Here is a 24260-nt window from a genome sequence, read left to right on the forward strand (position 1 = left end):
GGATCAGCCACAACCCCCGGGAATATGCCGAACCGCACGATGTGAACGCCGGCGCAAATGTGCTTTTCGATGTGGTACTGAAGCGTGCCGAGGTGAATTAAAGCGCGGCGAATTTTACAGTGGCGACGTGCCGGCGCGCGATCATTCGCTGGATGTGACAGGGGATCTCAAGCGCTTGGACGACTATCCCGTCCTTCCGAAATAGATACACATTGTGTATCTCGATGTGCTAGAATGGCTACGAAGGATAAAACTATGTCAACAAAATCCGCCTCAGAAACCAATACCCACCCCGTCAACTTGAGGGTACGTGACGACGTGCGCGTTCTGATCGACCGTGCCGCCAAAGCGCATGGCAAAACGCGCTCGGACTTCATGATCGAAGCGGCTCGCCGCGCTGCCGAAGACGCTCTGCTTGATCAGACCCTCGTTCGGGTCGATTCCGAGAGCTATAAGCATTATCTGGCCGTCCTTGACCAGCCGCCCGGCGGTGAGGGTTTTGAGCGGCTTATGAGCGCGCCAAAACCCTGGCAGGCTTAATGCTTTCCGCGCCAACGCTTCTGGGCGAAGCGCATGAACTCGACCTGTTCGATAGCGGCTATGACAGCCTCGATGAATGGCTGCGCCGCCGTGCCCGAAGCAATCAGGTCAGCGGCGCATCCCGGACCTACGTCGTTTGCGAAGGCGCAAGAGTGGTCGGATATTATTGTCTGTCCTCCGGAGCACTCGCCGTGGCGGATGCACCCGGCGCTATCAAACGCAACATGCCGGACCCGATTCCGATGGCTGTGCTCGGAAGGCTGGCGATCGATCGAAGCTGGCGGGGCAAAGGCCTTGGCGCCGCCTTGTTGCAAGATGCCGTGATGCGGGTGGGGCAAGCCGCGCACATCGTGGGCATTTGCGGGCTTCTTGTTCATGCGATTTCTGACGAAGCCAAGGCGTTCTATGAGCACTACGGTTTCGCTGCGTCGCCAACAAATCCGATGACACTGATCATGTCGCTCAAGTTTTTCGTAAAAACAGACTGAGGTGTGTCAACGGCTCCTGGAAGACCCAGACCTTCATCGCCGGCCTGCGTTGCCATGGTTTGACGGCACCTTGGATCGTCAATGCGTCGATGAACCGATCCCTCTCGTGGTTTGCATGCAAACCACTGTCGGGCAAGGGATGTGGAAGAAGCCGATCCGGTAGGTCGTGAACTTCTTCCTGGCAGGCTTGTCGCCCTCGACATCCGGCAAGCGGGAGATGCCGTGGCGCTGCAAGCAGCGGGGGAAGGCCGATCGCGTCAGGTGCGGGATCATCGCTTGCAAGCTGTAGAGACAATCATCGAGCGGCAGAAGGGTATGTCGGCGGAAGGCAATGATAATCGCCTCGTCGTCACCGGACAGGACCGTGGATTTCAGTTCGCTTGGACCGGCCGGCAGATCAGCGACCGAGGTTCGCTTCTTCCATTTGGCAACGGTCTCCTGGTTTATGCCTAGCGCTTGGCAAGCGATCTCAGGCTCTCTTGACTATGTTGTATCGCTCGACGGGTTGCCTCTGTCGTCGTGGCGCTTCCGTGAAGAACTTGACCCATAGCGCTTCCCTCCAATCAATGGATAAGAGTGCACCATCAAAGTCCGGGATCAAACACCTAGAATCAGACGATCCTCTTGCTTGCCGCTGTCCAGCGCATCCTTGATCGCCCGGTGGGTCAACCCCAGTTCTTGCGGTAGTGCTGTGGCAACCGCCGCGCGACAATGTCGACCCCGACAAGGCGGCTTCGCTGGTCATCCCGAACGATGCTCTCACCCACCGTGTCCTCGGCTGCCGCAATAGGCCTTGCCGTCATGCCTGTCCTTCAGAAAGTTGTTGACAGGCATGATGAAGCTTTCCTATGAACAGATCATAGAAAACCTGTCGGACAGGTTATGGAGATTCGGTATGCAAATAAGCGGAGCGACGAGCAGCGGATTGGTCAGCGATGCGATCGGTGCGATCACTCGCCATATCCGTCAACATGATCTGATGCCCGGCGACAGGCTGCCATCGGAAGCAAGTCTTTCGAAGGAATTGAATGTGTCTCGCACCGTGGTCCGTGAGGCCTTCCGGTCACTTGCCGCCATGCAGATCATCGAACTGGCCACCGGCAAGCGGGCCACGGTCTCGCCGATTGACCATGGTGCGATGTCTTTGATCATCGAACACGGCGTTCATACCGATCAGATCAATGTGCAGCAGATCTATGACGTGCGCCGGACGATCGAAACCCGCATCGTGACGCTGGCCGCGATCCGGCGATCCGACGCCGAGGCGGCCGAAATTCTGGCCGAGGCCAAGGCGATGCGTGCGTCAGCCCAGCACCCGGAAATGCTTATGGAGCACGATCTGGCGTTTCACATGGCGTTGGCGAAGGCCTCGAAGAATCCGGTGTTCGCATTAATCGTCGGGGCGTTTCAGGGGATCACCCGGCAGACTTGGCCGATTGGCTGGAAAAGCCGGACCACGGCTGATGCGCGCGACACGATGATTGCGACGCATGAACATATCGCTGAAGCCATCGCGGCAGGCGACCCGCAAAAAGCCGTCGCAATGATGGCGGTCCATTTTGATGAAAGCGTCCGCGCCCTGCTAGTGGCCGGTTTGTCCTGAGGAAAAAATGAAGATCACCGCCGTTGAAACCATCCGCATTGCCGAACGCCCGAACTTGCTTTGGGTTCAGGTCCACACCGACGAGGGGTTGGTGGGCCTTGGCGAGACCTTCTTTGGCGCGGCGACGGTCGAAGCGCATGTGCATGAGTATATTGCCCCAAGGGTGATCGGTCGTAATCCGCTGGAGATCGACAAACTGGCGGGTGATCTGGTGGGCTATCTGGGTTTCCGGTCTTCCGGTGCCGAAGTGCGCGGCAATTCCGCCTTTGATATCGCTTTGTGGGACCTGTTTGGCAAAGCGGTCAACCAACCCATTGCGCAACTTTTGGGTGGATTTACCCGCCACGAAATCCGCACTTACAACACCTGCGCCGGAACGGAATATATCAAGAAAGCGACGGGCCAGACCACGGCCAATTATGATCTGGGCGGCGCCCACAAGACTTACGATGATCTGAACGGTTTCCTGCATCGGGCCGACGAGCTAGCTCTGTCCTTGCTGGAGGACGGTATCACGGCCATGAAGATCTGGCCGTTCGACATGGCGGCCGAAGCGTCGCGCGGACAATATATTTCGATGCCGGATCTGAAGAGGGCGCTGGAGCCCTTCGAGAAGATCCGTCGCGCCGTCGGCGACAAGATGGACATCATGGTCGAGTTCCACTCGATGTGGCAGCTTTTGCCCGCCATGCAGATAGCCAAGGCGTTGGAGCCGTATAAGACCTTCTGGCACGAAGACCCGATCAAGATGGACAGCCTGTCGAGCCTTTCGCGCTATGCATCGGTTTCGCCGGCCCCGATTTCGGCTTCGGAAACCCTGGGGTCACGCTGGGGGTTCCGCGACCTGCTGGAGACCGGGGCTGCGGGCGTCGTGATGCTCGATCTTAGCTGGTGTGGCGGAATTTCCGAAGCGCGCAAGATCGCGTCGATGGCCGAAGCCTGGCACCTGCCGATTGCTCCGCATGATTGCACTGGCCCAGTCGTATTATGTGCTTCCACGCATCTTTCGCTGAACGCGCCGAATGCGTTGGTTCAGGAAAGCGTGCGGGCTTTCTATCGCACTTGGTACCGCGATCTGGTGACCGCCCTTCCGGACGTGAAGGACGGCATGATTACGGTGCCCCCCGGTCCGGGCCTTGGGATGGAACTTCATCCTGATGTCGGCCGGGCTTTTACCGTATCGCGAAAGATCTCTGACGCGACGGCACTTTAAGAACAACTCAACGCTCGGGAGGAGCAAAAATGAAACTGAAAGCAACGGCCCTCGTGGCCGCCCTGATGACGGCTGTCTCAAGCATGGCGATGGCCGATGAGCTGAAAATCGTCTTCGCCCATCACTCGTCGGCATCCAACACCTTTTGGCAAGCTGTTAAGAAGGGCTATGACGACGCTTGCGGCAAGGTTGCGGCAGACTGCCAAATGCTGTTCACCCAGACCGAAGGCTCGGTGCCGGAACAGCTTGCCAATATCGAAGCGGCGATCGCACAGAAACCCGATGCCATCCTGACATCAATCGTCGACAACGCCGCCCTCGACGAAGTCATCAAGCGCGCACGCGATGCTGGGATCATTGTCATCGCCGTCAACGTCGATGATCTTGAAAGCGCTGCAGGCAATGCACGGCAGGCCTTTGTCGGCCAAGGTTTTCTTGCAGCCGGTTATTCACTGGGCAAGGCACAGTCGGCGAATTTCCCTACCGAAGGTCCGATCAAGGTATTGGTCGGCGTCTCAGCTCCCGGCCAGAACTGGTCGGAGCAGCGTGGGCAGGGCGTGATCAACTTCCTGGACGAATACAAAACCACTTCGGGTCGTGAAATCACCTGGGAAAAAATCGACTCGGGCACTGACCTTGCCATCACTTCCGATCGTGTCGGCGCCTATCTAGCCGCCAATCCCGATACTACGGCCTATTTCGACACCGGTTTCTGGCATGCGGGCGTCGCCCGGGTTCTTGCTGACCGCGGCGATGCACCTGGCAAGGTTCTGCTGGGTGGGTTTGACCTTGTCCCGGAAGCCGTTGAGCAAATGAAGAATGGCTACATCCAAGTGGAAGTTGACCAGCAGCCCTACATGCAGGGCTTCATGCCCGTCATGGAAGTCTACTTGGCAAAAACCGTCGGCTTGTCGCCTGCCGACATCGACACTGGACAAGGCATCGCAACCCCCGCCGACGCCGATGCCATCATGGAACTATCGGCAAAAGGTCTTCGCTGATCAGTTCTATGCCCAATTCAGACGCGTGCTCCCCGCGTCTGAATTGGGCCATTCTTCAAAAAGGAAACAGGCGGTCATGAGACGTCTCATAAAGTTATCCCTGCAAAAGCCGGAGCTTGCCGCCGCCCTTTTGCTTCTGGTTCTCGTCATATTGTTCCAGATCAAATCGAACGGCGTCTTCATTGGCGTCGCAAACATGCGCGGCGTCTTCGGTCTATTGCCGGAAATGGCATTGGTCGCCGTCGGAGTCACGTTGTTGATGATCTGTGGCGAATTTGACCTTTCCGTCGGGTCTGTCTTTGCGCTAATGCCGATGTCCTTTGCCGTTCTGATGACGATGGGCTGGGGGTTTTGGCCTGCCATGTTGGTCGGGCTGTTGGCCTGCGCGGCAATCGGTTTTCTGAATGGCTGGTTGACGATCCGTTTTGCCATTCCGTCTTTCATCACTACGCTGGGCATGCTCTATATGGCGCGCTCGATGACGGTTGTGATCTCGGGCGGCTTTCCGCCCCGGCTCAAGGCCGATGAGATCCCGTCCTGGCTGTTTGTCAGCTTTGTCGGCCCCGGCGAGGTGTTCCGCGCCTCGTTCCTTTGGTTCATCGCCATCGCGGTTCTGATCAGTCTGCTGCTTGCCAAGACCAATTTCGGCAATTGGGTGCGGGCAACCGGCGGGTTTCTTCCGGCGGCCAGTGCGATGGGCATTCCGACTGCGCGGGTCAAGATCGCCTGCTTCATGATCTGCTCGGTTTTGGCCGGGTTCGCCGGAATGCTTCAGGTGCTGCGACTTGGCTCGCCGCTTCCGTCGATCGGTGAGGGGCTGGAACTGGCCGCCGTGGCCGCAGCGGTGATCGGCGGGACATCGCTTTTGGGCGGCATCGGCTCGATCATCGGCGGCATCATCGGGGCCACGCTGATCCGGGTGATCGATAATGGCATGGTGCTTAGCCAGGTAGACAGCAACTGGTTCAAGTTTGCCGTTGGTGCGCTGACCATTCTGGCGGTGGTGGGAAATTCCTGGCTACGCAAACGTGGTCGTGCGATGAAAGTGGAGACCTGATCATGGCCGTAGACGAACAACCGATCATCTCGGTCCGCAACCTGCACAAATGGTATTCCGGCGTTCACGCGCTGAAGGGCGTAAGCCTCGACTTTCGCCGCAACGAGGCCGTCGGGCTGGTGGGCGACAACGGGGCGGGAAAATCGACGCTGATTTCCATCCTCGCGGGGTTGCACCAGAAGGACGAAGGCGAGATCCTGGTCGAAGGCAGACCGGTTGAAATCGCCAATCCGCGCGATGCGATGGACCTTGGGATCGAGACGATCTACCAATACAACTCGATGGTCCCCAACATGTCCATCGCGCGCAATATGTTCATCGGGCGGGAGCCTTTGAAGGCATCCGTGATGGGTATTGGCCTGCTGGATGAAGCGAGGATGCGGGCGGAAAGCGTGGCCGCCATTGCAGATGTCGATCTGCATCTGCGTTCACCGGACGCGCTGGTGGGCGAACTGTCAGGCGGCCAGCGCCAAGGCGTCGCCATTGCCCGGGCCATGCATTTCAAATCGAAAGTGATGATCCTTGACGAGCCGACCAACCATTTGTCGGTTAAGGAAACCACCAAGGTCATCGGCTTTGTGAAGTCGCTTAAGGCACAAAATGTCACCGGCATCTTCATCAGCCACAACATGCACCATGTCTTTGCCTGTTGTGATCGGGTGGTGGCGATGGCCTTGGGCAAAGTGGTGCTGGACAAGCCAATTTCTGAGACGTCCATCGAAGAAGTCCACGACGTTCTTTAGGGGAGGGCGCAATGCAGCTGACTGGAAAACATGCTCTGATCACAGGCGGGCTTGGCACCATTGGCCACGCTTTCGCAGCTGGATTTGTGGCGGCAGGCGCAAAAGTCACGGTATTGGACCGTCGGGACAGCGCGGTGCCGGTGGGTGCGGAGTGGCTGGGTGTGGACCTGAACGATCTCGCCGGGGCCGAGACGGCGGTGGCGCGGGCCGCCGCCGGCCAGACCTTTGATATTCTGATCAACAATGCAGCTCTTATCATCAACAAGCCGCATGAAGAGTTCACTTTGACCGAATACGAAGATCAGATCCGGGTGAACTCCTCGGCCGCCTTCGCCTTGGCGCGGGCCTGTGCGCCGGGGATGAAGGCCAAGGGCTGGGGCCGSATCATCAACCTGACTTCGATCACGTTGAACGGGCAGTGGGACGGCTATGTGCCTTATGTCGCCTCGAAGGGCGCGATGCTTGGCTTAACCAAAGGTCTTGCACGTGAACTGGGCAAGCATGGCATTACCGTAAACGCGATATCGCCGGGGGCGGTGGTGTCGGAGGCTGAGAACAGGGTCTTTGCTGACAGGCTGGAAGAATACAACGCCTGGGTGCTAGAGCGGCAGGGTTTGAAAACACGTATCCTGCCCGAAGATGTGGCCAATCTGGCGGTGTTTCTGGCCTCGGACGCGGCGCGGATGATTTCGGGCCAGAACATTGCCATTGACGGCGGCTGGTAAATGATCAGCCTGGCATCTGGACCAGCACGCGCCAAGGTGCTTCCCGCGATGGGGGCGGGGCTTGCAGGGCTTTTCGTTGACGGACACCCCGTGCTGCGGGCGTGGTCCGGCGATGTGGCCGATGGCCCTTTCGCACTGGCGATGAACTTGCTTGCGCCGTTTTCGAACCGCATCGCTGGCGGGTTCAGCTTTGCGGGCACCACCCATCGCCTCGCGCCCAATCTTTCGGGTGAGGCCATTCCCATCCACGGTGATGCGTTTCAGCGCGCTTGGGCGGTTGTTGAACAAGACGGCAGCCATGTCACGTTGGTTCTTAGCAGCGGCGAATTTGGCCCGCTCCGATACCACGCCAAAGTCAGCTATCAGCTGACGCCAAACGCGCTGGCAGTCCGGCTTGCCGTGACCAGCCGGACCGACCGGCCTTTTCCATTCGGATTGGGTTTTCATCCGTGGTTTCCCCGCAACAGCGACACGAAGTTGCTTTTTCATGCGACAGGGTACTGGCCGGAAGACAGTCGCCACCTGCCCTCGACCACCGCGCCGGTTCCGATTCCGGCGAACTGGAACTTTTCGGGGCTGGCCGCCTTGCCGGTGGATTGGATCAATGCCGGTTTTGCGGGATGGACGGGGTTTGCCCAGATTGTACAAGGGCCAGAGGCCGTGTCGGTCGCGGTCAAGGCGGATCTGTCGACCGCAATTCTGTTCTCCCCATCATCTGCTGCAGAGTTCTTTTGCTTTGAGCCCGTCTCGCATCCGGTCGATGCCCATAATCTGCCCGGAATGCCGGGCCTGACCCTCTTGGCCACAGGTGAAACGCTGACGGCTGAAATGACCCTTGATTGGACCTGATACCATGATCGCCCTACCTGCCTCTGCCCTTCTTCTTGGCCGCGTCTGGCGTGCCGGGATCGGCCCCAGCCTTGCCACCCTACGTGCGGGCCGCGTGCTGGATATCACCACCAAAGCGRCACCGACGATGCGGGACGTCCTGGAACAAGCCGATATCGCTGGCTTTGTGGCCGCGATTGCCGGCGTTGATATCGGCAGCCTGGCCGAGATCGCAACCGCAAGTCTGGAGCCGCAGGCAGAAGTAACGCATTTTCTTGCGCCCTGCGATCTGCAGGCGGTGAAGGCTTGCGGTGTGACCTTTGCGCGCTCGATGGTTGAGCGGGTAATCGAGGAGCGTGCGGACGGCGATCCGGGCCGCGCCGCTGAAATCCGGGCGCGGATTGCCAGCGTGATCGGCGACAGCCTGCGCGATCTGGTGCCAGGTTCTGCAAAGGCCACCGAGGTGAAGGCGGTCCTGCAAGCCGAAGGGCTGTGGTCACAATATCTGGAGGTCGGCATCGGCCCGGATGCCGAGGTCTTTACCAAGGCGCAGCCGATGAGCGCGGTCGGTTGGGGGGCCAGCGTTGGCCTGCACCCGATCAGCAAATGGAACAACCCCGAACCCGAAGTAGTATTGGTCGTCGATAGCACGGGGCGCATCGTGGGGGCGACGCTGGGCAATGACGTGAACCTGCGCGACGTCGAAGGCCGTTCGGCTCTGCTTCTGGGCAAGGCCAAGGACAACAACGCGGCCGCCAGCCTCGGGCCGTTCATCCGGGTGTTTGATGACGGCTTTACCCTTGATAGCGTGCGCCGGATGGAGTTGTCGTTGACCGTCACCGGCAGCGATGGCTTCAGCCTGACCGGGCGGTCCTCGATGGCGGAGATCAGCCGGGATCCTGCCGATCTGGTGGCGCAGACGCGCGGGCGGCATCACCAGTATCCAGACGGCTTCCTGCTGTACTGCGGCACGATGTTCTCGCCGGTGCAGGATCGCGACGGGCCGGGGCAGGGGTTCACGCATCATCTGGGCGACATCGTCACAATTGCCGCCCCTGAACTGGGCAGCCTGACCAATACGGTGCGCCTATCGACCGAGGCGCCGGAATGGACTTTCGGCACGCGGGCGTTGATGACCAACCTCGCCGCGCGCGGCTTGCTTTGAAGGAGCGGACAGGTGACCGGTAGACATCTGACCGCGAAATCGGTCAGGATGTCGTCCGACCAGCCGGGCCGAGACACCATCGTCCTGCATATGGGACACGCTCTGGTTTGACAGACCGTCCTTGCCCAGCAGCGTCACATACTCGACGGTCCAGTCCGACCCCTTCAGCAGGCGCGCGAGATGAACTGCGGTGTTGTAGGTATCGAGCACGCCAACCGCAGCAGAGTCTTGGCACAATCAACGCTGGACAGCTCGATCATGACTTCGCCAATCAGACAGATACGGCGCGCGGACTGGGACATGGCGGCTTTCCTTGGTAAGGCTCAGGCCGGGTCAACTGTAACGCGGTAGCGGGTCACAAAGACCTCGCCCGCGCGAAAGGTACGCGCGGTGGGGCTGCCCCGCGAGTTGATCGGGTTCGGGGCGGAAGATATTTGACTGCCAAGATCGAATGCCGAGCATACAGGCTCGACCCCGAGTGCCAGATGCCGCCCGTTCCAAGGCGAATGCTGGCGGCCGAAATTGCTGAACCACAGAAGAAGGTCGGGGAAATCATCGGCGTTCCAGTCGAGGCGGACCCGGTAGCCTTCGGTGCGGTTGTGCAAAGCGGCATGGCCTTCGGCACCCAGCAATTGCAGCAGATCCTCGGTGTGCCGGGAAAGGGGCACAGCGCCAGGATCCAGAATCGTGCCGTCATTCAGGACGACGGCGTGCCAGTCCTCGGCAATCTGGCCAGGTGCGAAGATTGACGAGGGATCAACTTGGCCGGGGAAGGTCGCACCGGCCCTTGCCGTGATGTCCAGTTCCACAGCGCCGGGCTCGGCGGGCAGGCGGAACACCGGATGCAGGCCGATGGGCAGAGTACAATCGCGGCGCACATGGACGGCCAGTTCAAAGTCGATGGCAGCTTGACCTGGCACTGGCTGCACCCGGCGTTCCAGCCGGGAAATCGGGTGTTCGGCGGGGTAGGCGATTGCCAGAGCCAGTTCGGTTTTAGGTGCCGTCAGCCAGTGCCAGTTGTGATTGGACCCGTAACCATGCGGATACGGGTCCGGCTCAAGCGTCGCGCTTGATGCCGACCAACCACCCTGGGCGGCGCGATTGCTTGCCGCGCCAAACGGCACGCAAGGCCATTCTCCGCGCAAGCGCTGTAGGATGCCGGGTTGGTCCGATGCCTGATCGCCTTCAAACCAGGGCGCGATGTGAAAGGGCGCAATTTGTCGTCCATCGGCCAGCACGAACAGCGTTGGCCCAAGCATTCCGCCCAAAGCCTCCACACTGACGACGCCGTGCGACCAAGCCAGACTTTTGTTACCTATGGTGGTCATAGAAACCACAGAGTTACATCTCACATGACGCCAAATTTTTCGTATGCCTCGACGGTGCTCATCCCGGCTTCAATCGCCAGCCGCACCTTGTTTTCAGTTGCGGCTTTCTCGAGGGCAAGGGCGATTGCCTCTTTCTCGGCCTCTCGCGGGATCACCAGCACGCCATCGCGGTCACCAAACAGGATATCGCCGGGACGGATACGGATGCCGCCGATTTCGATAGGAACGCCGTAATCCACGACTTTTCCGCGCGGACCCTGATCCTGCGCGTATGATCCGTAGCAGAAGGTCGGGAAGTTCAGCGCCAGAATGCCGCCGCTGTCGCGGCAATATCCATCGACAATCGCCCCCGCTGCTTTGAGATGCAGCGCCCGCGTCGACATCAACTCGCCCCACAGCGCATAGCTGGGCGATGAACCGGTGGCGACGTAGATCTCGTTCTCTTTCAGGCTGTCGAGGGCTTCAAAGACCAGACCAAATGGTTTGGCGCTGATCGCGGAATGGCCGCCGCGTTCAGAAACGGCGAAGAAATCGGCCTCGAGCACGGGCATCGCCCGGCCAATCGTCACCATGTCATCGCGCAGCGCGCGGATGTTGGGCGGCAGGAACTGATGCAAAAGCCCCATCCTGTCCAGAATATCGCCGACAACGGCGGTGAACAGCTTGCTCCGCATGGCGGCGAAAAGCTCAGTATCGTCTGCAAATGCCATCTCGCTGTCTTTCCTAGTTTTGCGTTGCATCCATTGCCACAACGCCGTGCATGACGCCGCGAAGTTCGGCCAGACCTTTAAGGCGGCCAATCAGAGAATAGCCCGGATTGATTCGGGTCTTGCCGATATCATCCGCCAGAAGGTGGCCATGATCGGGACGCATCGGCAGTTGCCAGTCGGCGCGGCCCGCTTGTTTGCGACGCTGCTGTTCCTGCATCAGCGCGATGACCACCGCAGGCATATCGGTTGATCCGCCGAGGTGATCTGCTTCGTGGAACGAACCATCCGGTTCGCGCGTCACATTGCGCAGGTGAACGAAATGAATGCGCGGTCCGAACTCACGAACCATCGCCACCAGATCATTGTCAGCGCGCACCCCGAAAGAGCCGGTGCAGAATGTCAGTCCATTGGTGGGGCTATCCGGCGCAGCAAGGATCGAGCGCACGTCCGCAGCGGTCGAGACCACGCGCGGCAAGCCATAAAGGCTGAACGGTGGGTCATCGGGGTGGATACAAAGCTGAATTCCGCTGTCCTCAGCCACCGGAACAATCTCGTTCAGAAAATGCGCCAGGTTGGCGCGCAGATCATCGCCCGACATCCCGTCATATTCGAGCAAGGCATCAAGGAAACTCGCACGATCGAACTTGCGCTCGCTGGCGGGCAGGCCGGCGATCAGAATACGCTCGATGCGGGCAATATCGTCATCCGTCAGACGCTTGAGGCGGGTCTCGGCGGCGGCGATCTGGGCGTCGGTATAGTCTTGCGCCACCCGAGGCCTGCGCAGAACGAACAGATCATAGGCCGCGAAATCGACCGCATCAAACCGTAGGGCATAACCCGTTGACGGCATGCGATATGTTAAGTCGGTGCGGGTCCAGTCGACGACCGGCATGAAGTTGTAACACAGGGTCTTGATGCCCTGCCGTGCCAGCGCCCGGATCGAGTCTTTGTACCAGCCGATGTAGCGTGCCCGGCCAGGTCCGGCGATCTTGATCTCGTTGTGGACCGGAATGCTTTCCACGATGGACCAGGTCAGCCCGGCCGCATCAACCTGGGCCTTCTGAGCGGCAATGTCGGCGTCACTCCATGGCGAGCCATCATAAATGTGATGCAGCGCCGACACGACTTCGGTCGCGCCAGCCTGTTTCACATTGTCCAGCGAGACCGGATCGTCCGGGCCATACCAGCGCAACGTTTCCCGCATTGGTTCCATATTCACCCCCCACTTGCCTAAGATCGTGCTGCTCTTTGTTGGACCACATTGAGAATAGTTTGGCAAGGAGCAACTTTTTCCGGGCATACTCGTGATAAAATGCGGCATTAATGAGAATTATGTTGACTGTCTGAGAATCTTGGTCCAACAAATAGAAATCTTCTGGGAGGAGGAACTTGCCGATGAGTACCGACGCGTTGTTGCTTGCCGCTATGGCGGCGGATGCCGCACAGGAGCCTGCAAAGGTTTCCGCCGTGGACCGCCTGGTCGAGCAGGTCCGTGAACTGGTGCGCGAGCGCGGCTTGGTGATCGGCGACGCCTTGCCCACCGAACGTGATCTGGGAGAGCTGTTCCAGGCGGGGCGCAATACGGTTCGTGAGGCTCTGCAGATCCTCAAGGCTTACGGTATCGTCGAGGTTCGGCCCAAGGTCGGGGCTGTGCTCAGTGACCGTCACGAAGACGCAGTCCGCAAGCTGTTTGCGTTTCAGAACGACATCTCACCGGCCTCGTTTCTGGATGTGCAGGGCTATCGCTGCATCATCGAAGTGGGCGTTTGCGATCATATCATCTTGCACGCGACGGCGGCCGATCTGGACCACCTCGATGCCGTGAACGCCCGCATTCTGGAAAACCAAAGCGTCGATGATGCGGCTCGCTGCGACTTCGCGTTTCACGAGGCGCTGGTGTCTTTGGCCAGCAACCGCACACTTTTGGCCAGCTACCGCCTGCTGCAACCGGTCATCACCCAGATCATGCGCGTCGGCAAGGCCGCGAAACCGGTGCAAGTCGACACCCATCAGGCGCATGCCCAAATCATCAATGCCCTGAGGTCCAGAGACCGTGTGGCCTATGTCTATCTGATCAGCCGCCATCTGGAATACGGTCTGCAATTCATCGGCACCGAAAATGATCGGCACGCGCGTGGTGGATAATTCCGTAGCGTAATCAGTCCCTTAGGCTGATAGCAGGCCATATGCCGGATCGAAGGCTCTCTCGAAGCGGCATGCTGAAAACGAGAGCTGCAAACGACCCATAAGAGAGGAGTATCACTATGATTACCAGACGGAGCATCCTGCTGGCGACCGCAGCCGCCGCACTTATCGCTGGCACCGCTTTTCGGCCAACGGTCGTGCTGGCCGAAGGCCGCGCGATTGCCGGGATCGTCTTTCAGCAAGACCAGTACATGAAGACCGTCCAGATGGGGATGAAAGCCGCATCGGACACTTCGGGCGTCGAGCTTCTGGATGCCAACAGCGAGAACAAGCTGGAAAAGGAAACCCAGCTGATCGACACCTATATCGCCCGTGGCGTGCAGGCCATTGCGCTGGCGCCGCTCAGCAAGGACGGCTCGATTCCCGCCATCCAGAAAGCGGTCGATGCCAAAATCGTTGTGGTCACCTGGGGCACCACGATCAACGGTGATCTTGCCGCGGCCTCGGTGACGAGCAGCGACGCCGATCTGGGCATCAATACCGGCAAAGAGGCAAAGGCTTTTCTTGGTACCTTTGCTCCGGGTCGCAAAGTGAAAGTTGCGACCGTCGCCTTCAAATCGCAGTTGCCTGAGCAAAGCGACGCGCGGGTCAATGGTTTCCTTGATCAGGTGAAGGATCAGGTCGAGGTCGTATCGCAGCAGGATGCCTGGCTGGCCGAAAAGGCGATTGCTACGGTCTCCGATATCATCACCGCGAACCCGGATATCGAGGTGATCTTCGCAGCCAACGAGGGCGGCACCATCGGTGCGGCGCAGGCCGTCAAGAAAGCCGGGATGGAAGGCAAGATCTTCGTGTTCGGCATCGACGGCACCGAGCAACTCGCCAACATGCTTCTGGACGAAGATAATGTCCTGCAGGCCGTGACCGCGCAGCAACCCTTTGAGGTGGGTCGCCTGGCGATTGATGCCGCCAACGCCATTCTTGACGGAAAACCGGTCGAGAAGAATGTGGTTGTGCCGGTGCTCAGCCTGACCCGGACCAACCCGGATGGCGTCAACACCTTCCTCGAGCAGCTCAAGACGCTGCAATAACGGCAGTGCGCGGCCGGCCCATCGCTTCCTGTGGACCGGCCGCATTCTTCCCTCAAGCCCGCTGGATGAAATTGAACAGCGGGCTTAGCCGGGCGATCAGCGTGGTTCGATATCTGCGAACCTGAAAGCGATCCAATAGCGTGTTCTAGGATCGTGCTTTCTTTCCACTCTCTATCCTACGCGAGGCAGTGCCATACCCATGCTCGACACAATCTCCCCGCAAAGTCGTACCGGCGGACTTCTGGAGTTCGATGCCGTTACCAAGGTCTACGGGCAGACCGTGGCCCTGTCGCAATTTTCACATCGGTTTCTGCCGGGCAGTGTACATGCGCTGATGGGCAAGAACGGCTCTGGCAAGTCGACGTTGGTCAAGATACTGGCCGGGGTCATCTTGCCAACCCATGGCGCAATCCGGGTGAACGGCGCGGATGCCGCATTTCACACCCCGCACGATGCGTTCGGCGCAGGCGTTGTGACCGTGCATCAGGAGCTGTCGCTGATCCCGTCGCTTTCTATTGGTGAAAACATCTTTCTTGGGCGCCTGCCAATGGCGCGCAAATTTGGCGTGCAAGTGGTGGATTGGCAGACGCTGCATAAGGATGCGGCCGCGCTGCTGTTGGAGATGGGGCTGGATCTGGATTCCCGGCGGCCGGTTTCCACCTTAAGCGTTGGTCAGCAGCAGGTTGTCGAGATAGCCAAGGCGATGTCGTTTAACCCTTCGGTGCTGTTGCTTGACGAACCGACCTCGGCTTTGGCCATGCGCGAGGTTCATCAGCTGTTCACCTTGGTGCGCAGGTTGCGCGAACGGGGTGTGACCATTCTGTATATCACCCACCGCATGAATGAGCTGTTCGAGATTGCCGATACCTGCACGGTGCTGCGCGACGGACAGTTCGCCGGGTCAATTGAAATGGCGCAAGCCTCACCCGCGTTGATCGTCGAGATGATGTTCGGCGAAACCGCTAAAGCGAAACGCCCCGCCCGCAAGGCCATCGACCGATCGGGCAGTCCGGTTCTCGAGGTCAATGGCCTGACCCGGCACGGGATCTTTGCCGACGTGAGCTTCGAGGTTCACCGGGGCGAGATTCTGGGGATCGCCGGGCTGCTTGGCGCCGGTCGTACCGAGGTGATGCGCGCGATTTTCGGCGCCGACCCGATTGATGCGGGCACGGTCACCTTGAATGGCAAGAGTGTCACGTCGGCGACGCCGAAACAGATGAAAGAGGCGGGACTAGGTTATACGCCGGAGAACCGCAAAGAGGCGGGTCTGGTGCAGGTCTTGTCGACGCATGACAATCTGTGCCTGGCGAGTCTCGCCCATATCGCGCCATCGGGTATTGTCACCCGGACCCGCGAGCAGAGTTATGTCCGGCGTCAGATCTCGGATCTGGCGATCAAGGTTCCTGAACCGATGTTGCCGGTGTCTTCCCTGTCCGGCGGCAACCAGCAGAAGGTCGTCATTGGCAATTGGCTCAACACCGCCCCGCAAGTGATGTTCTTTGATGAACCAAGCCGGGGCGTCGATGTTCAGGCCAAGCGGCAGATCTTCGACATCATCTGGGATCAGGCCGAGCGCGGCCTTGCGGCACTATTCGTTTCGACCGAGTTGGAAGAAGTGCTGGAAGTTGCTGACCGCATTTTGGTGATGCGTCAGGGGCGCATCGTTGCCGAGGTTGACCCAATGGCGACCACGCTCGCCGAGCTTTATCGTCTGTGCATGGAAGGACCGACAACATGACCGCTGCTCTTACCGCCAAAGTAGGCCCGAATGCCGCGATGCGGCTGATTAAAGCCTACCCGATGGAGTTGATCCTGGCGGCGCTGATCCTGATCCTGATCTTTACCGCGCCAGGGTTTGCCAGCCTGCGCAACCTGCTGAACGTCCTGCGGACCGGCTCGATGCTGGGCATCATCGCCTTTGGGATGACCTGCGTCATCATCGCGGGCGAGATTGACCTTTCGGTCGGCGCCGGCGCCGCGCTGGCGGGATGTATCGTTGCCTGGTTTGCGGGCGCGCTGGACGACTCTTTGGGAGGGCCGGTCGCCGTTCTGATCGGGGTTGTCGTAGCGCTTGGTGTGGGATTTGCCTTGGGCTTTTCGGTCGGGAAATTTCGCCACTGGTTCAACGTGCCCAGCTTTATCTGCACGCTGGCGTTGTTTACTGCCCTGCGAGGTGCCGCCAATCTGATTACCGGCGGATTTCCGCTGGCCACTTTTCCACCTGGGTTCGATTTCTTCGGAGGCGGCTATTTGTTCGGCATCCCCTTCCCGGTCTATATCTTTGCGCTGACCTTCGCGGGGATGCATTTCCTGATGAACTACACCCGCTTTGGTCGCGCAGTTTATGCGGTGGGGGGCAATATGGAGGCTGCCCGGCTTTCGGGCATTGATATCTGGTGGGTGAAGTCAATGACGCTGGGCATCACCGGGGCGATGACCGCGCTGTCGGGCACGCTCATAGCATCTCAGATCGGCTCCGGCACCGGCACCACCGCCACCGGAATGGAACTGGACGTGATTGCAGCCGTCATCATCGGTGGCACCTCGTTGTTTGGCGGCAAGGGGCGGATTTGGGGCACGCTGATCGGGGTCTTGTTCCTTGGCTGTATCTCGAACGGCATGACGCTGCTCAACGTCAGCGAATACTGGCAATACGTAGTGCGCGGCGGGATTATCCTGGGCGCAGTTCTGTTGAATCAAGTGCTGGAACGGGTTCGTTAAGGGGGCGATTATGAAAGATTTCACTGGCAAAGTCGCGCTGATCACCGGAACAACCGGGATCGGCCTGGCCTCGGCAATACGACTTGCGCAGGGTGGGGCAACGGTTCTGGCCTGCGGCATTGATGAGGCTGCCAATGCCGCATTGGCCTTGGATGCGGCGGCCCGCGATTTGGCGATCCACCCAAGAAAAACCGATGTTTCGGTTGCAGCCGAGGTTGAGGCCGCTGTGGCCGAGGCCGTCAGTCGCTTTGGCGGGCTGGATATCATCATCAATGCCGCGGCGGTGCATCCTTTTGGCACCGTGGTTTCCACCGAGTTCGAAACCTGGCAGCGCTGCATGGCGGTCAATGTTGGCTCGATCTATCTGACCGCACATTTTGGCGTGCCAGAAATGGCGCGGCGCGGCGGCGGAGCGATCGTCAATATCTCATCCGTGCAGGGTCATAATTGTCAGCAAAACGTGGCGGCCTATGTTGCAAGCAAAGGCGCCATTCATGCTTTGACCCGGGCGATGGCGCTGGATCATGCCGGCCAGAAGATCCGGGTGAATTCGGTCAGCCCCGGCTCGGTGCGCACGCCACTGCTAGAACTGGCCGCGCGCACCTATGGCGGCGAGGGTGTCAGCGTCGAGCAGGCGTTTCAGCGCTTTGGCGCCGCCCATCCGATCGGACGCATCGGTGAGCCGAAGGAAGTGGCCGAATTGGTTGCCTTTCTGGCCTCGGACAAGGCTGGGTTCTGCACGGGGGGTGACTACCGGATTGACGGCGGCCTGACCGCAGGCATCGGAGTGAAATAGGAGATGACAATGAAGATTGGTTTGGGGCTTTATCGAGACTCGCTGACGCCCGACAATTTCCAGTTTACCAAGCAGGCTGGTGCGACCCATATCGTCGCACATATGACCAACTATTTCCGCGGCAAGGATCCCAGCATCTCAAGCGGCGACGATGCCGAAGGCTGGGGTGATTGCTCGCAAGACACGCTATGGAGCTACGAAGAACTGTCGTCGCTGGTTCAATCGGTCAGGTCTGCCGGGCTGGAGCTTGCCGCGATTGAGAATTTCTCACCGCGGTTCTGGTCGGATATTCTGCTCGGCGGTCCCGATCGGGCGGCGCAGATGGAAAATATGAAACGGCTGATCCGTGATGCGGGGCGGGCGGGCGTGCCGTGTTTTGGTTACAACTTCTCTATGGCCGGGGTCTGGGGCTGGCAGCGTGGCCCATTTGCACGCGGCAACGCGCATTCGGTGGCGTTTGACCTTACAAAGGTCGACCCCAACACGCCGATGAAAGATGGAATGGTGTGGAACATGCGTTACCGGGCCGCCAGACCCGGAGCGGCACCGGTAACGGTGTCGCATGACGAACTGTGGCAGCGCCTGACCGTATTCCTGCAAGAGATCGTGCCGGTCGCCGAAGAGGCGGGCGTCGTGTTGGCGGCTCACCCCGATGACCCGCCAGCCGAGCAATTGCGCGGCACGGCGCGGCTGGTCAATCGGCCGGAAAAATATGATCGCTTGATGGACATTGTTGACTCACCCTCAAATGGCTTGGAGCTTTGCCTTGGTTCGTTGCAGGAAATGCCCGGCGGCGACATCTACGACCATGTCCGTCGTTTCGCGCGCCGCAACCGGATCGGCTATATCCACTTCCGAAATGTGAAGGGCAAGATCCCGAAATATGTCGAGACCTTTGTAGATGAAGGCGACATCGACATGGCCGAGGTGATCCGCATTCTGCGCGATGAAAACTACCAAGGCGTGCTCATTCCAGACCACACACCCAGCATGACATGCGCCGCATCCTGGCACGCGGGCATGGCCTATGCCTTGGGCTATATGCGCGCCCTGGTCCAAAATGCCGATGCACTGGGGCCATCATGGTCGCTGGCAAAATCTCTGGCCGCAGCAGAATAGGAACTGGCAAGCATGGTAAACTCTGTCAGATGTCTGGTGCCGTCCGGCGACAAATGCGGCGAAGGGGCGGTTTGGTCGGCCGAGGAGAACGCCGTCTATTGGACCGATGTCATCCGCTTTTTGATCCACCGCTTTGATCTGGCCAGCAGCACGCTGCAATCCTGGTTCTTTGACGAGCCGGTTGTGGCGATCTCACTAACCTCAAAGCCGGGTCAAATGCTGGTGGCTCTGGCCTCCAAGCTGGTCAACTGGTGGCCTGCAACCGACCAGCGGGCCGATTTCGGATTTGCCTTGCCGGGCTATCCGCACGTCCGCTTTAACGATGGTCGCAGCGATCCTGCCGGGAACTTCTGGGTCGGCTCGATGAAGAACAACGTCTTGGCCGACGGAGAGTTGGGCGAGGCGGGCAAGGGCGAAGGCGTGCTGTTCCGGGTTGATCCCAAAGGCGCAGTCACCGAATGGCGGCAGGGGCTGGGCATTTCCAACACCCTGTGCTGGAGCCCGGATGCGCGCCGCTTCTATTTCGCCGATACTCTGGAGAACGAGATCCGGGTTTATGGCTACGATAAAGCCAGCGGCGAGATCAGCAATGAGCGTCCCTTCCTGAGCGGCTTTGATCGCGGGTATCCGGACGGCTCTGCCATCGACAGCGCCGGCTACCTGTGGAATTGCCGCTTCGCCGGCGGTTGCATCGTGCGGCTGGCACCAGACGGTTCGGTTGACCGCGTGGTGGAAATGCCGGTGCAGAATGTCACAACCTGCACTTTTGGCGGCCCGGATCTGAAAACCCTGTTCATCACGACGGCCAGCATCGTCTCGCCGCCGGGCAATCGGTTGGCCGGAAGCCTTTTTGCGCTTGACGTTGAGGTGCCGGGCATAGCTGAGAACGAGTTCCATATTGCATGATCCAAATTGAAGCGGCCCGGCAATATGCCGGGCCGCTTCAATTGATTTGCCTGGAGCGCTTCAGATGGTAATGCCGCCATCAATGTTGATGGCCTGACCGGTCATGAATTTGCTGTCATCCGAAGCAAGGAAGGCACAAAGGGCGGCGACTTCAGTGGCCTCCCCGAACCGACCAGCCGGTTGACGGTCGATGAAGTATTTCAGCGCTGCCTCCGGGCTGCCGAGGGTTTCAGCCAGTTCAGCAATACGATCACGCAAGGACGGGCTGTCGACTGTGCCGGGGCAGACCGCATTGAAACGGATGCGCTGCGCCAGGTAATCGGCAGCGCAGGCTTTGGTCAGCCCGATCACCCCGCCCTTTGCGGCGCCATAGGCGGCCCGGTTGGGAAAGCCTTTGATCGAAGATGCGACCGAGGCGATGGTGATCACCGATCCGCCATGCGCTTTCATCTTTGGGATCACCGCGCCCAGCACGATATAGGCGCTATCCAGGCTGATCGTCATACTGCGGCGCCAATCTTCCGGGCTGCAGGCTTCGATATTGCCGTGGTGGACGTATCCAACCGCATGAACCAGCACATCGACCTGTTGAAAGCGCGCCGCATAGGCTGCAACGGCCGCACCGTCAGTGGCATCAAGGGCGGTGCTCGTGGTGACGGCAAGGTCTTGCAGCAGATCGGCGTTGCGGTCCAAGGCGTGCACTTCCGCGCCTTCGGCTGCCAGCCGCTCGGCAATCGCACGGCCAATGCCTTGCCCGGCTGCAGTGACAAGGGCGATGCGGCCAACCAGGCGGCGTGGAATTTCATCAGATGTCACAGGGTTGTCCTTTCAGGAATTGCTTTGCGCCGCATCGAAAGCCACGACGGTCTGGCGTTGCTCGCCAAGCCCGGTGATGCCCAACGACACGGTATCGCCGACGCTCAAGTAACGGGGCGGTTTCATGCCATGACCAACGCCCGGCGGGGTGCCGGTGCAGATCAGATCGCCCGGCTCCAACTGGCAGAACTCACTCATATAGGCCACTATGAAGGCTGCATCGAAGATCATCTTCGAGGTCGAGCCGGTCTGCATCCGGGAGCTGTTCACATCGAGCCACATCTCCAGCGCTTGCACGTCGCCCACCTCGTCAGGTGTCACCAGCCAAGGCCCGGTCGGACAGAAATTGGGGAAGGATTTGCCCTTGACCCATTGCCCGCCGCGTTCCATCTGCCATGCTCGTTCCGAGACATCGTTCACCACCACAAAGCCCGCGATATGCTGCATTGCTTGTGCGGCCGTGATCCCCAACGTCGGTTTGGCGATGACGATACCAAGCTCGACCTCCCAATCCAGCTTGGTCATCTGCGCGGAATGATAGATCGGGTCATTTGGTCCGCAATAGGTGGCGGAGGACTTGTTGAACAGGATCGGTTCGACCGGAATTGCCATACCCGCCTCGGCGGCATGGTCGGAGTAGTTCAACCCGATGCACCAGATATTGCGCGGTTGTGCGACCGGTGGCGCGATGCGCATGCCCGTTGGATTAACCTTTGGAAAAGACGAAAGATCTGCATCGCGCAATCGAGCCAGCAATGCCGGCGACATGGTGTCGGGCGTGAAATCAGCGACCAGCACCGAGACATTGCGGGGCTGGTTTTCTTCGTCAAGGACGCAAGGGATGTTTGCGCTATTCCGGTCGCTAAGACGGATGAGTCTCAAAGTAAAGTTCCTTTTGATTGCTGGCCCCACCAAGTGTCGGCCAAGGGTGCACCGGCAACGAAGGAACCAGCCCCAAGGTCAGCTTCGACCCGCAAGCACTCGTTCCACTTTGCCATCCGCTCGGACCGGGCGAACGAACCCACCTTCAGTTGTCCGGCGTTCAATCCGATGGCCAAATGGCTGATCGACGTATCTTCGGTTTCACCCGACCGTGCCGAAACGATGCTGCGATACCCGGCAGCCTCGGCAGCCATCAGCGCCGCCACGGATTCACTGACCGTTCCGGCCTGATTGACCTTTATCAGCGCAGCGTTGCAGGCTCCGGCAAAGGCTGCTTCCTGGACCAGTCGGGCGTTGGTGACAAGATAGTCGTCGCCAATGATCTGCACACGGTCCCCGTAGGCGCGGGTAAAGGCTGCCATGCCGTTGGGATCATCCTCGGCAAGTGGGTCTTCGATTGATGCGATCGAATAGGTCTCGATCCAACGCCCCAGCATGTCGATCATCTGATCCGAGTTCAGATCGCGATCTTCCAACGCCAGTCGGTAGTTTCCGGCCCGTCCGAACTCGGACGCCGCGATGTCGAGCGACAGCACCACGCGCTTGCCCGGCGTTTCGCCGGTCGCAATGATCGCTTCGCACAGGGTTTCCAGGGCCGCCTCGTTCGAGGCAAAGGTGGGCCACCAGCCACCCTCATCAGCGACGCCTGCGCTCAGACCCTTGCGGGCCATGATTGTCCCGGCGGCGTGATAGATCTCGGCGGTGATTTCTAACGCCTCGTCAAAACTGGTGGCTCCGGGTACCATAACCATGAAATCCTGCACATCGACGCGCCGTCCGGCGTGTGCGCCACCGCCAAAGATCTGAATCTCCGGCAAGGGGATTGTGGGTGTACGGCCGTAGCTTTGCGCCAGATGCTGCCAAAGCGGCAGTCGCGCCGCCGCCGCCGCCGCATGCATGCAGGCCAGCGACGCCGCAACGATAGCATTGCCGCCAAGATTCGATTTCAGCGTGGTGCCGTCTGCCGCAACGAGGGCCGAGTCGATGCCGTCTTGATCGCCGACCTCGCGCCCGATCATCGCCGAGGCGATCGGTCCGGCTATGTTCGCCAGCGCTCCCTGCACGTCCAGGCCCTTCAGGCGCTGCCCGCCATCCCGCAGGTCCATCGCCTCCCGTGAGCCGCGTGAGGCACCGGCGGGGGCGATGGCTCGCCCGCAAACACCGTTTGCCAGTTGCACGGTCGCTTCGACGGTCGGGTTGCCACGGCTGTCCCAGACCCGGCGCCCGGATACTGCCGAAATCTTGGTCGCACTCATGATTTGATCCCATTGGCTGACAATCTTAAAACTAAATCCCCGAGGCTCGCTTCGGGATGTTCCAGCAAGCTCAAGGCCTTGGCCCTGACCCAGGCTCGTTCTGGTTCCGACAGGTATTCGACCGGTGATTTACCGTCGATCCGCGCCAACATCAGCGCGGGCACCAATGCGGCGGTCCGGGCCTCCAGCGCCGCTGAGTCTTCCCACCGCACATGCGGGGCGTAGGCCTGCCAGAACTCAAGCACGGACCCAAGCAACCTGGCGCGTGATTTCGCCAGATGAACCGATTTCAGGATCAAATGATTCAGACAGAAGGCAACATCAAAACACGGGTCACCCATGCTGGCGCATTCGGCATCCAACAGGATCGGCTGATCACCATGAAACAGGATATTCTTCGGACTGACATCGCCATGCACCAGAGTGGTCCGCGACGTATCCAGGCCTGCCGCCAGCTGCATTAGGCGCGGTGCCACCGACGAGTGGCGCTGTGCGGTGAACAGCAAATAGGGCTCAACTCGGATCGCATGGAAGTCGGCGCTATTGTCAAAAGCACTGCGGTCAAAATCGGTCGCAGCCCCTGCGGCATGAACGCGGCCCAGCACGTCGGCCACAGCCGCCGCCTCGTCCCGAACGGGGTCGCCATTCAGCAACGAGGTCTTCCATAGACGCACGTCCGCACCTGTAACAAAACTCATCGCAAAGCCATGCTCTGCCTCGGAAAAACCATGCAACTCGGGGGCGGATCCGGGGGCAACCCTTCCTGCCACCGACAGCCAAGCGTATTCGGCGCGGCTTCGATGAACGGGAGCGTGCCAATCGGCTGCAACGCGCAATTTTTCCAGCGCAAATTTGACGCAGTAGTTTTTCCCACCGACCACGACGCGGGCGATGTCAGATGCAACCCCACCGGCCAGCGGGATGACCTCAGACACATCGGAAGGATGCCCGAGGCCGAGTGTTTCGATCAAGTCAGTGCAACGTTTCTCAAGATTTTCTGGCATCAGGCGCAACTCGACTCTATATGTTCACGTGAACAATTAGCAGTCATACGTAGTTGGTGCAAG

Annotated in this window: 25 protein-coding genes and 1 pseudogene; 17 read left to right on the forward strand and 9 right to left on the reverse strand. The window is 59.7% G+C overall.

Annotation, left to right across the window (positions count from 1 at the left end):
• Window positions 1-255 precede the first annotated feature (255 nt).
• Window positions 256-540 (forward strand): type II toxin-antitoxin system TacA family antitoxin, encoded by a 285-nt coding sequence (locus tag AC1D17_RS21170; RefSeq protein ID WP_477567279.1) that lies wholly within the window; start codon window positions 256-258, stop codon window positions 538-540.
• Window positions 540-1028 carry a GNAT family N-acetyltransferase gene (locus tag AC1D17_RS21175; RefSeq protein WP_477567280.1) on the forward strand — a complete coding sequence of 163 codons (489 nt, stop codon included), beginning with the start codon at window positions 540-542 and terminating at the stop codon, window positions 1026-1028. The genes AC1D17_RS21170 and AC1D17_RS21175 overlap by 1 nt, the downstream gene beginning before the upstream one ends.
• 138 nt (window positions 1029-1166) lie before the next feature.
• On the opposite strand, the pseudogene AC1D17_RS21180 reads toward AC1D17_RS21175, so the two are convergent.
• Together AC1D17_RS21180 and AC1D17_RS21185 are read right to left on the reverse strand one after the other, a co-directional pair.
• Window positions 1167-1576: pseudogene (locus tag AC1D17_RS21180) on the reverse strand (transposase family protein); the annotation flags it as partial.
• A gap of 117 nt (window positions 1577-1693) precedes the next feature.
• A complete protein-coding gene (locus AC1D17_RS21185) occupies window positions 1694-1831 on the reverse strand; it encodes a hypothetical protein (protein ID WP_477567281.1) in 138 nt (45 codons plus the stop codon).
• Between the two features lie 92 nt (window positions 1832-1923).
• Here AC1D17_RS21185 and AC1D17_RS21190 point away from each other — a divergent pair, with 92 nt between their 5' ends.
• From AC1D17_RS21190 to AC1D17_RS21225, 8 genes are all read left to right on the forward strand, one after another.
• Complete coding sequence (locus tag AC1D17_RS21190) at window positions 1924-2631, forward strand: FadR/GntR family transcriptional regulator (RefSeq protein WP_477567311.1); 708 nt, start codon at window positions 1924-1926, stop codon at window positions 2629-2631.
• Window positions 2632-2638: 7 nt separating this feature from the next.
• Window positions 2639-3844, forward strand: a complete 1206-nt coding sequence (locus AC1D17_RS21195) for a mandelate racemase/muconate lactonizing enzyme family protein (RefSeq protein ID WP_477567282.1) — start codon at window positions 2639-2641, stop codon at window positions 3842-3844.
• A 29-nt stretch (window positions 3845-3873) separates the two neighbouring features.
• Window positions 3874-4845, forward strand: a complete 972-nt coding sequence (locus tag AC1D17_RS21200) for a substrate-binding domain-containing protein (RefSeq protein WP_477567283.1) — start codon at window positions 3874-3876, stop codon at window positions 4843-4845.
• Window positions 4846-4921: 76 nt separating this feature from the next.
• Window positions 4922-5902, forward strand: coding sequence for an ABC transporter permease (locus AC1D17_RS21205; RefSeq protein ID WP_477567312.1), 981 nt, complete (start codon window positions 4922-4924; stop codon window positions 5900-5902).
• A gap of 2 nt (window positions 5903-5904) precedes the next feature.
• Complete coding sequence (locus AC1D17_RS21210) at window positions 5905-6645, forward strand: ATP-binding cassette domain-containing protein (protein ID WP_477567284.1); 741 nt, start codon at window positions 5905-5907, stop codon at window positions 6643-6645.
• An 11-nt stretch (window positions 6646-6656) separates the two neighbouring features.
• The gene (locus AC1D17_RS21215; RefSeq protein ID WP_477567285.1) at window positions 6657-7370 is read left to right on the forward strand and encodes an SDR family oxidoreductase; all 714 of its coding nucleotides are present in this window, start codon (window positions 6657-6659) and stop codon (window positions 7368-7370) included.
• A complete protein-coding gene (locus tag AC1D17_RS21220) occupies window positions 7371-8219 on the forward strand; it encodes an aldose 1-epimerase (RefSeq protein ID WP_477567286.1) in 849 nt (282 codons plus the stop codon).
• Between the two features lie 4 nt (window positions 8220-8223).
• Complete coding sequence (locus tag AC1D17_RS21225; RefSeq protein ID WP_477567287.1) at window positions 8224-9363, forward strand: fumarylacetoacetate hydrolase family protein; 1140 nt, start codon at window positions 8224-8226, stop codon at window positions 9361-9363.
• 323 nt (window positions 9364-9686) lie between these two features.
• On the opposite strand, the gene AC1D17_RS21230 is transcribed toward AC1D17_RS21225, so the two are convergent.
• The 3 genes from AC1D17_RS21230 to uxuA form a co-directional block, all read right to left on the reverse strand.
• Window positions 9687-10622 (reverse strand): aldose epimerase family protein, encoded by a 936-nt coding sequence (locus tag AC1D17_RS21230; RefSeq protein ID WP_477567288.1) that lies wholly within the window; start codon window positions 10620-10622, stop codon window positions 9687-9689.
• Between the two features lie 89 nt (window positions 10623-10711).
• Window positions 10712-11401, reverse strand: coding sequence for an RraA family protein (locus AC1D17_RS21235; RefSeq protein ID WP_477567289.1), 690 nt, complete (start codon window positions 11399-11401; stop codon window positions 10712-10714).
• Between the two features lie 13 nt (window positions 11402-11414).
• Window positions 11415-12605, reverse strand: coding sequence for a mannonate dehydratase (gene uxuA, locus AC1D17_RS21240; protein WP_477567313.1), 1191 nt, complete (start codon window positions 12603-12605; stop codon window positions 11415-11417).
• Between the two features lie 191 nt (window positions 12606-12796).
• Here uxuA and AC1D17_RS21245 point away from each other — a divergent pair, with 191 nt between their 5' ends.
• The 7 genes from AC1D17_RS21245 to AC1D17_RS21275 all read left to right on the forward strand — a co-directional run bounded on the left by AC1D17_RS21245 (window position 12797) and on the right by AC1D17_RS21275 (window position 20179).
• Window positions 12797-13546 (forward strand): FadR/GntR family transcriptional regulator, encoded by a 750-nt coding sequence (locus AC1D17_RS21245; protein ID WP_477567290.1) that lies wholly within the window; start codon window positions 12797-12799, stop codon window positions 13544-13546.
• A gap of 119 nt (window positions 13547-13665) precedes the next feature.
• Window positions 13666-14637 (forward strand): substrate-binding domain-containing protein, encoded by a 972-nt coding sequence (locus AC1D17_RS21250; RefSeq protein ID WP_477567291.1) that lies wholly within the window; start codon window positions 13666-13668, stop codon window positions 14635-14637.
• Between the two features lie 199 nt (window positions 14638-14836).
• Window positions 14837-16375 carry a sugar ABC transporter ATP-binding protein gene (locus tag AC1D17_RS21255; RefSeq protein WP_477567292.1) on the forward strand — a complete coding sequence of 513 codons (1539 nt, stop codon included), beginning with the start codon at window positions 14837-14839 and terminating at the stop codon, window positions 16373-16375.
• On the forward strand, window positions 16372-17358 hold the full coding sequence (locus AC1D17_RS21260) for an ABC transporter permease (protein ID WP_477567293.1): 987 nt from the start codon (window positions 16372-16374) through the stop codon (window positions 17356-17358). Before AC1D17_RS21255 ends, AC1D17_RS21260 begins: the two co-directional genes overlap by 4 nt.
• A gap of 10 nt (window positions 17359-17368) precedes the next feature.
• Window positions 17369-18154, forward strand: a complete 786-nt coding sequence (locus AC1D17_RS21265; RefSeq protein ID WP_477567294.1) for an SDR family NAD(P)-dependent oxidoreductase — start codon at window positions 17369-17371, stop codon at window positions 18152-18154.
• A gap of 9 nt (window positions 18155-18163) precedes the next feature.
• Complete coding sequence (locus AC1D17_RS21270; protein WP_477567295.1) at window positions 18164-19273, forward strand: mannonate dehydratase; 1110 nt, start codon at window positions 18164-18166, stop codon at window positions 19271-19273.
• Between the two features lie 36 nt (window positions 19274-19309).
• On the forward strand, window positions 19310-20179 hold the full coding sequence (locus tag AC1D17_RS21275; protein ID WP_477567296.1) for an SMP-30/gluconolactonase/LRE family protein: 870 nt from the start codon (window positions 19310-19312) through the stop codon (window positions 20177-20179).
• Window positions 20180-20239: 60 nt separating this feature from the next.
• Here the strand turns inward: AC1D17_RS21275 and AC1D17_RS21280 are convergent, their stop codons facing one another.
• Genes AC1D17_RS21280 through AC1D17_RS21295 form a run of 4 tightly spaced genes read right to left on the reverse strand, consistent with a single transcriptional unit; the run spans window position 20240 to window position 24197 of the window.
• Window positions 20240-20995: an SDR family oxidoreductase gene (locus tag AC1D17_RS21280; protein WP_477567297.1), complete on the reverse strand. Its 756-nt coding sequence runs from the start codon at window positions 20993-20995 to the stop codon at window positions 20240-20242.
• A 12-nt stretch (window positions 20996-21007) separates the two neighbouring features.
• Window positions 21008-21877 carry a fumarylacetoacetate hydrolase family protein gene (locus AC1D17_RS21285; RefSeq protein ID WP_477567314.1) on the reverse strand — a complete coding sequence of 290 codons (870 nt, stop codon included), beginning with the start codon at window positions 21875-21877 and terminating at the stop codon, window positions 21008-21010.
• Window positions 21874-23193, reverse strand: a complete 1320-nt coding sequence (gene eno / locus AC1D17_RS21290) for a phosphopyruvate hydratase (RefSeq protein ID WP_477567298.1) — start codon at window positions 23191-23193, stop codon at window positions 21874-21876. The genes AC1D17_RS21285 and eno overlap by 4 nt, the downstream gene beginning before the upstream one ends.
• The gene (locus tag AC1D17_RS21295; protein WP_477567299.1) at window positions 23190-24197 is read right to left on the reverse strand and encodes a phosphotransferase family protein; all 1008 of its coding nucleotides are present in this window, start codon (window positions 24195-24197) and stop codon (window positions 23190-23192) included. Before AC1D17_RS21295 ends, eno begins: the two co-directional genes overlap by 4 nt.
• Window positions 24198-24260: the final 63 nt, after the last annotated feature.

It is taken from the genome of Pararhizobium sp. P1_E7 (assembly GCF_056405855.1).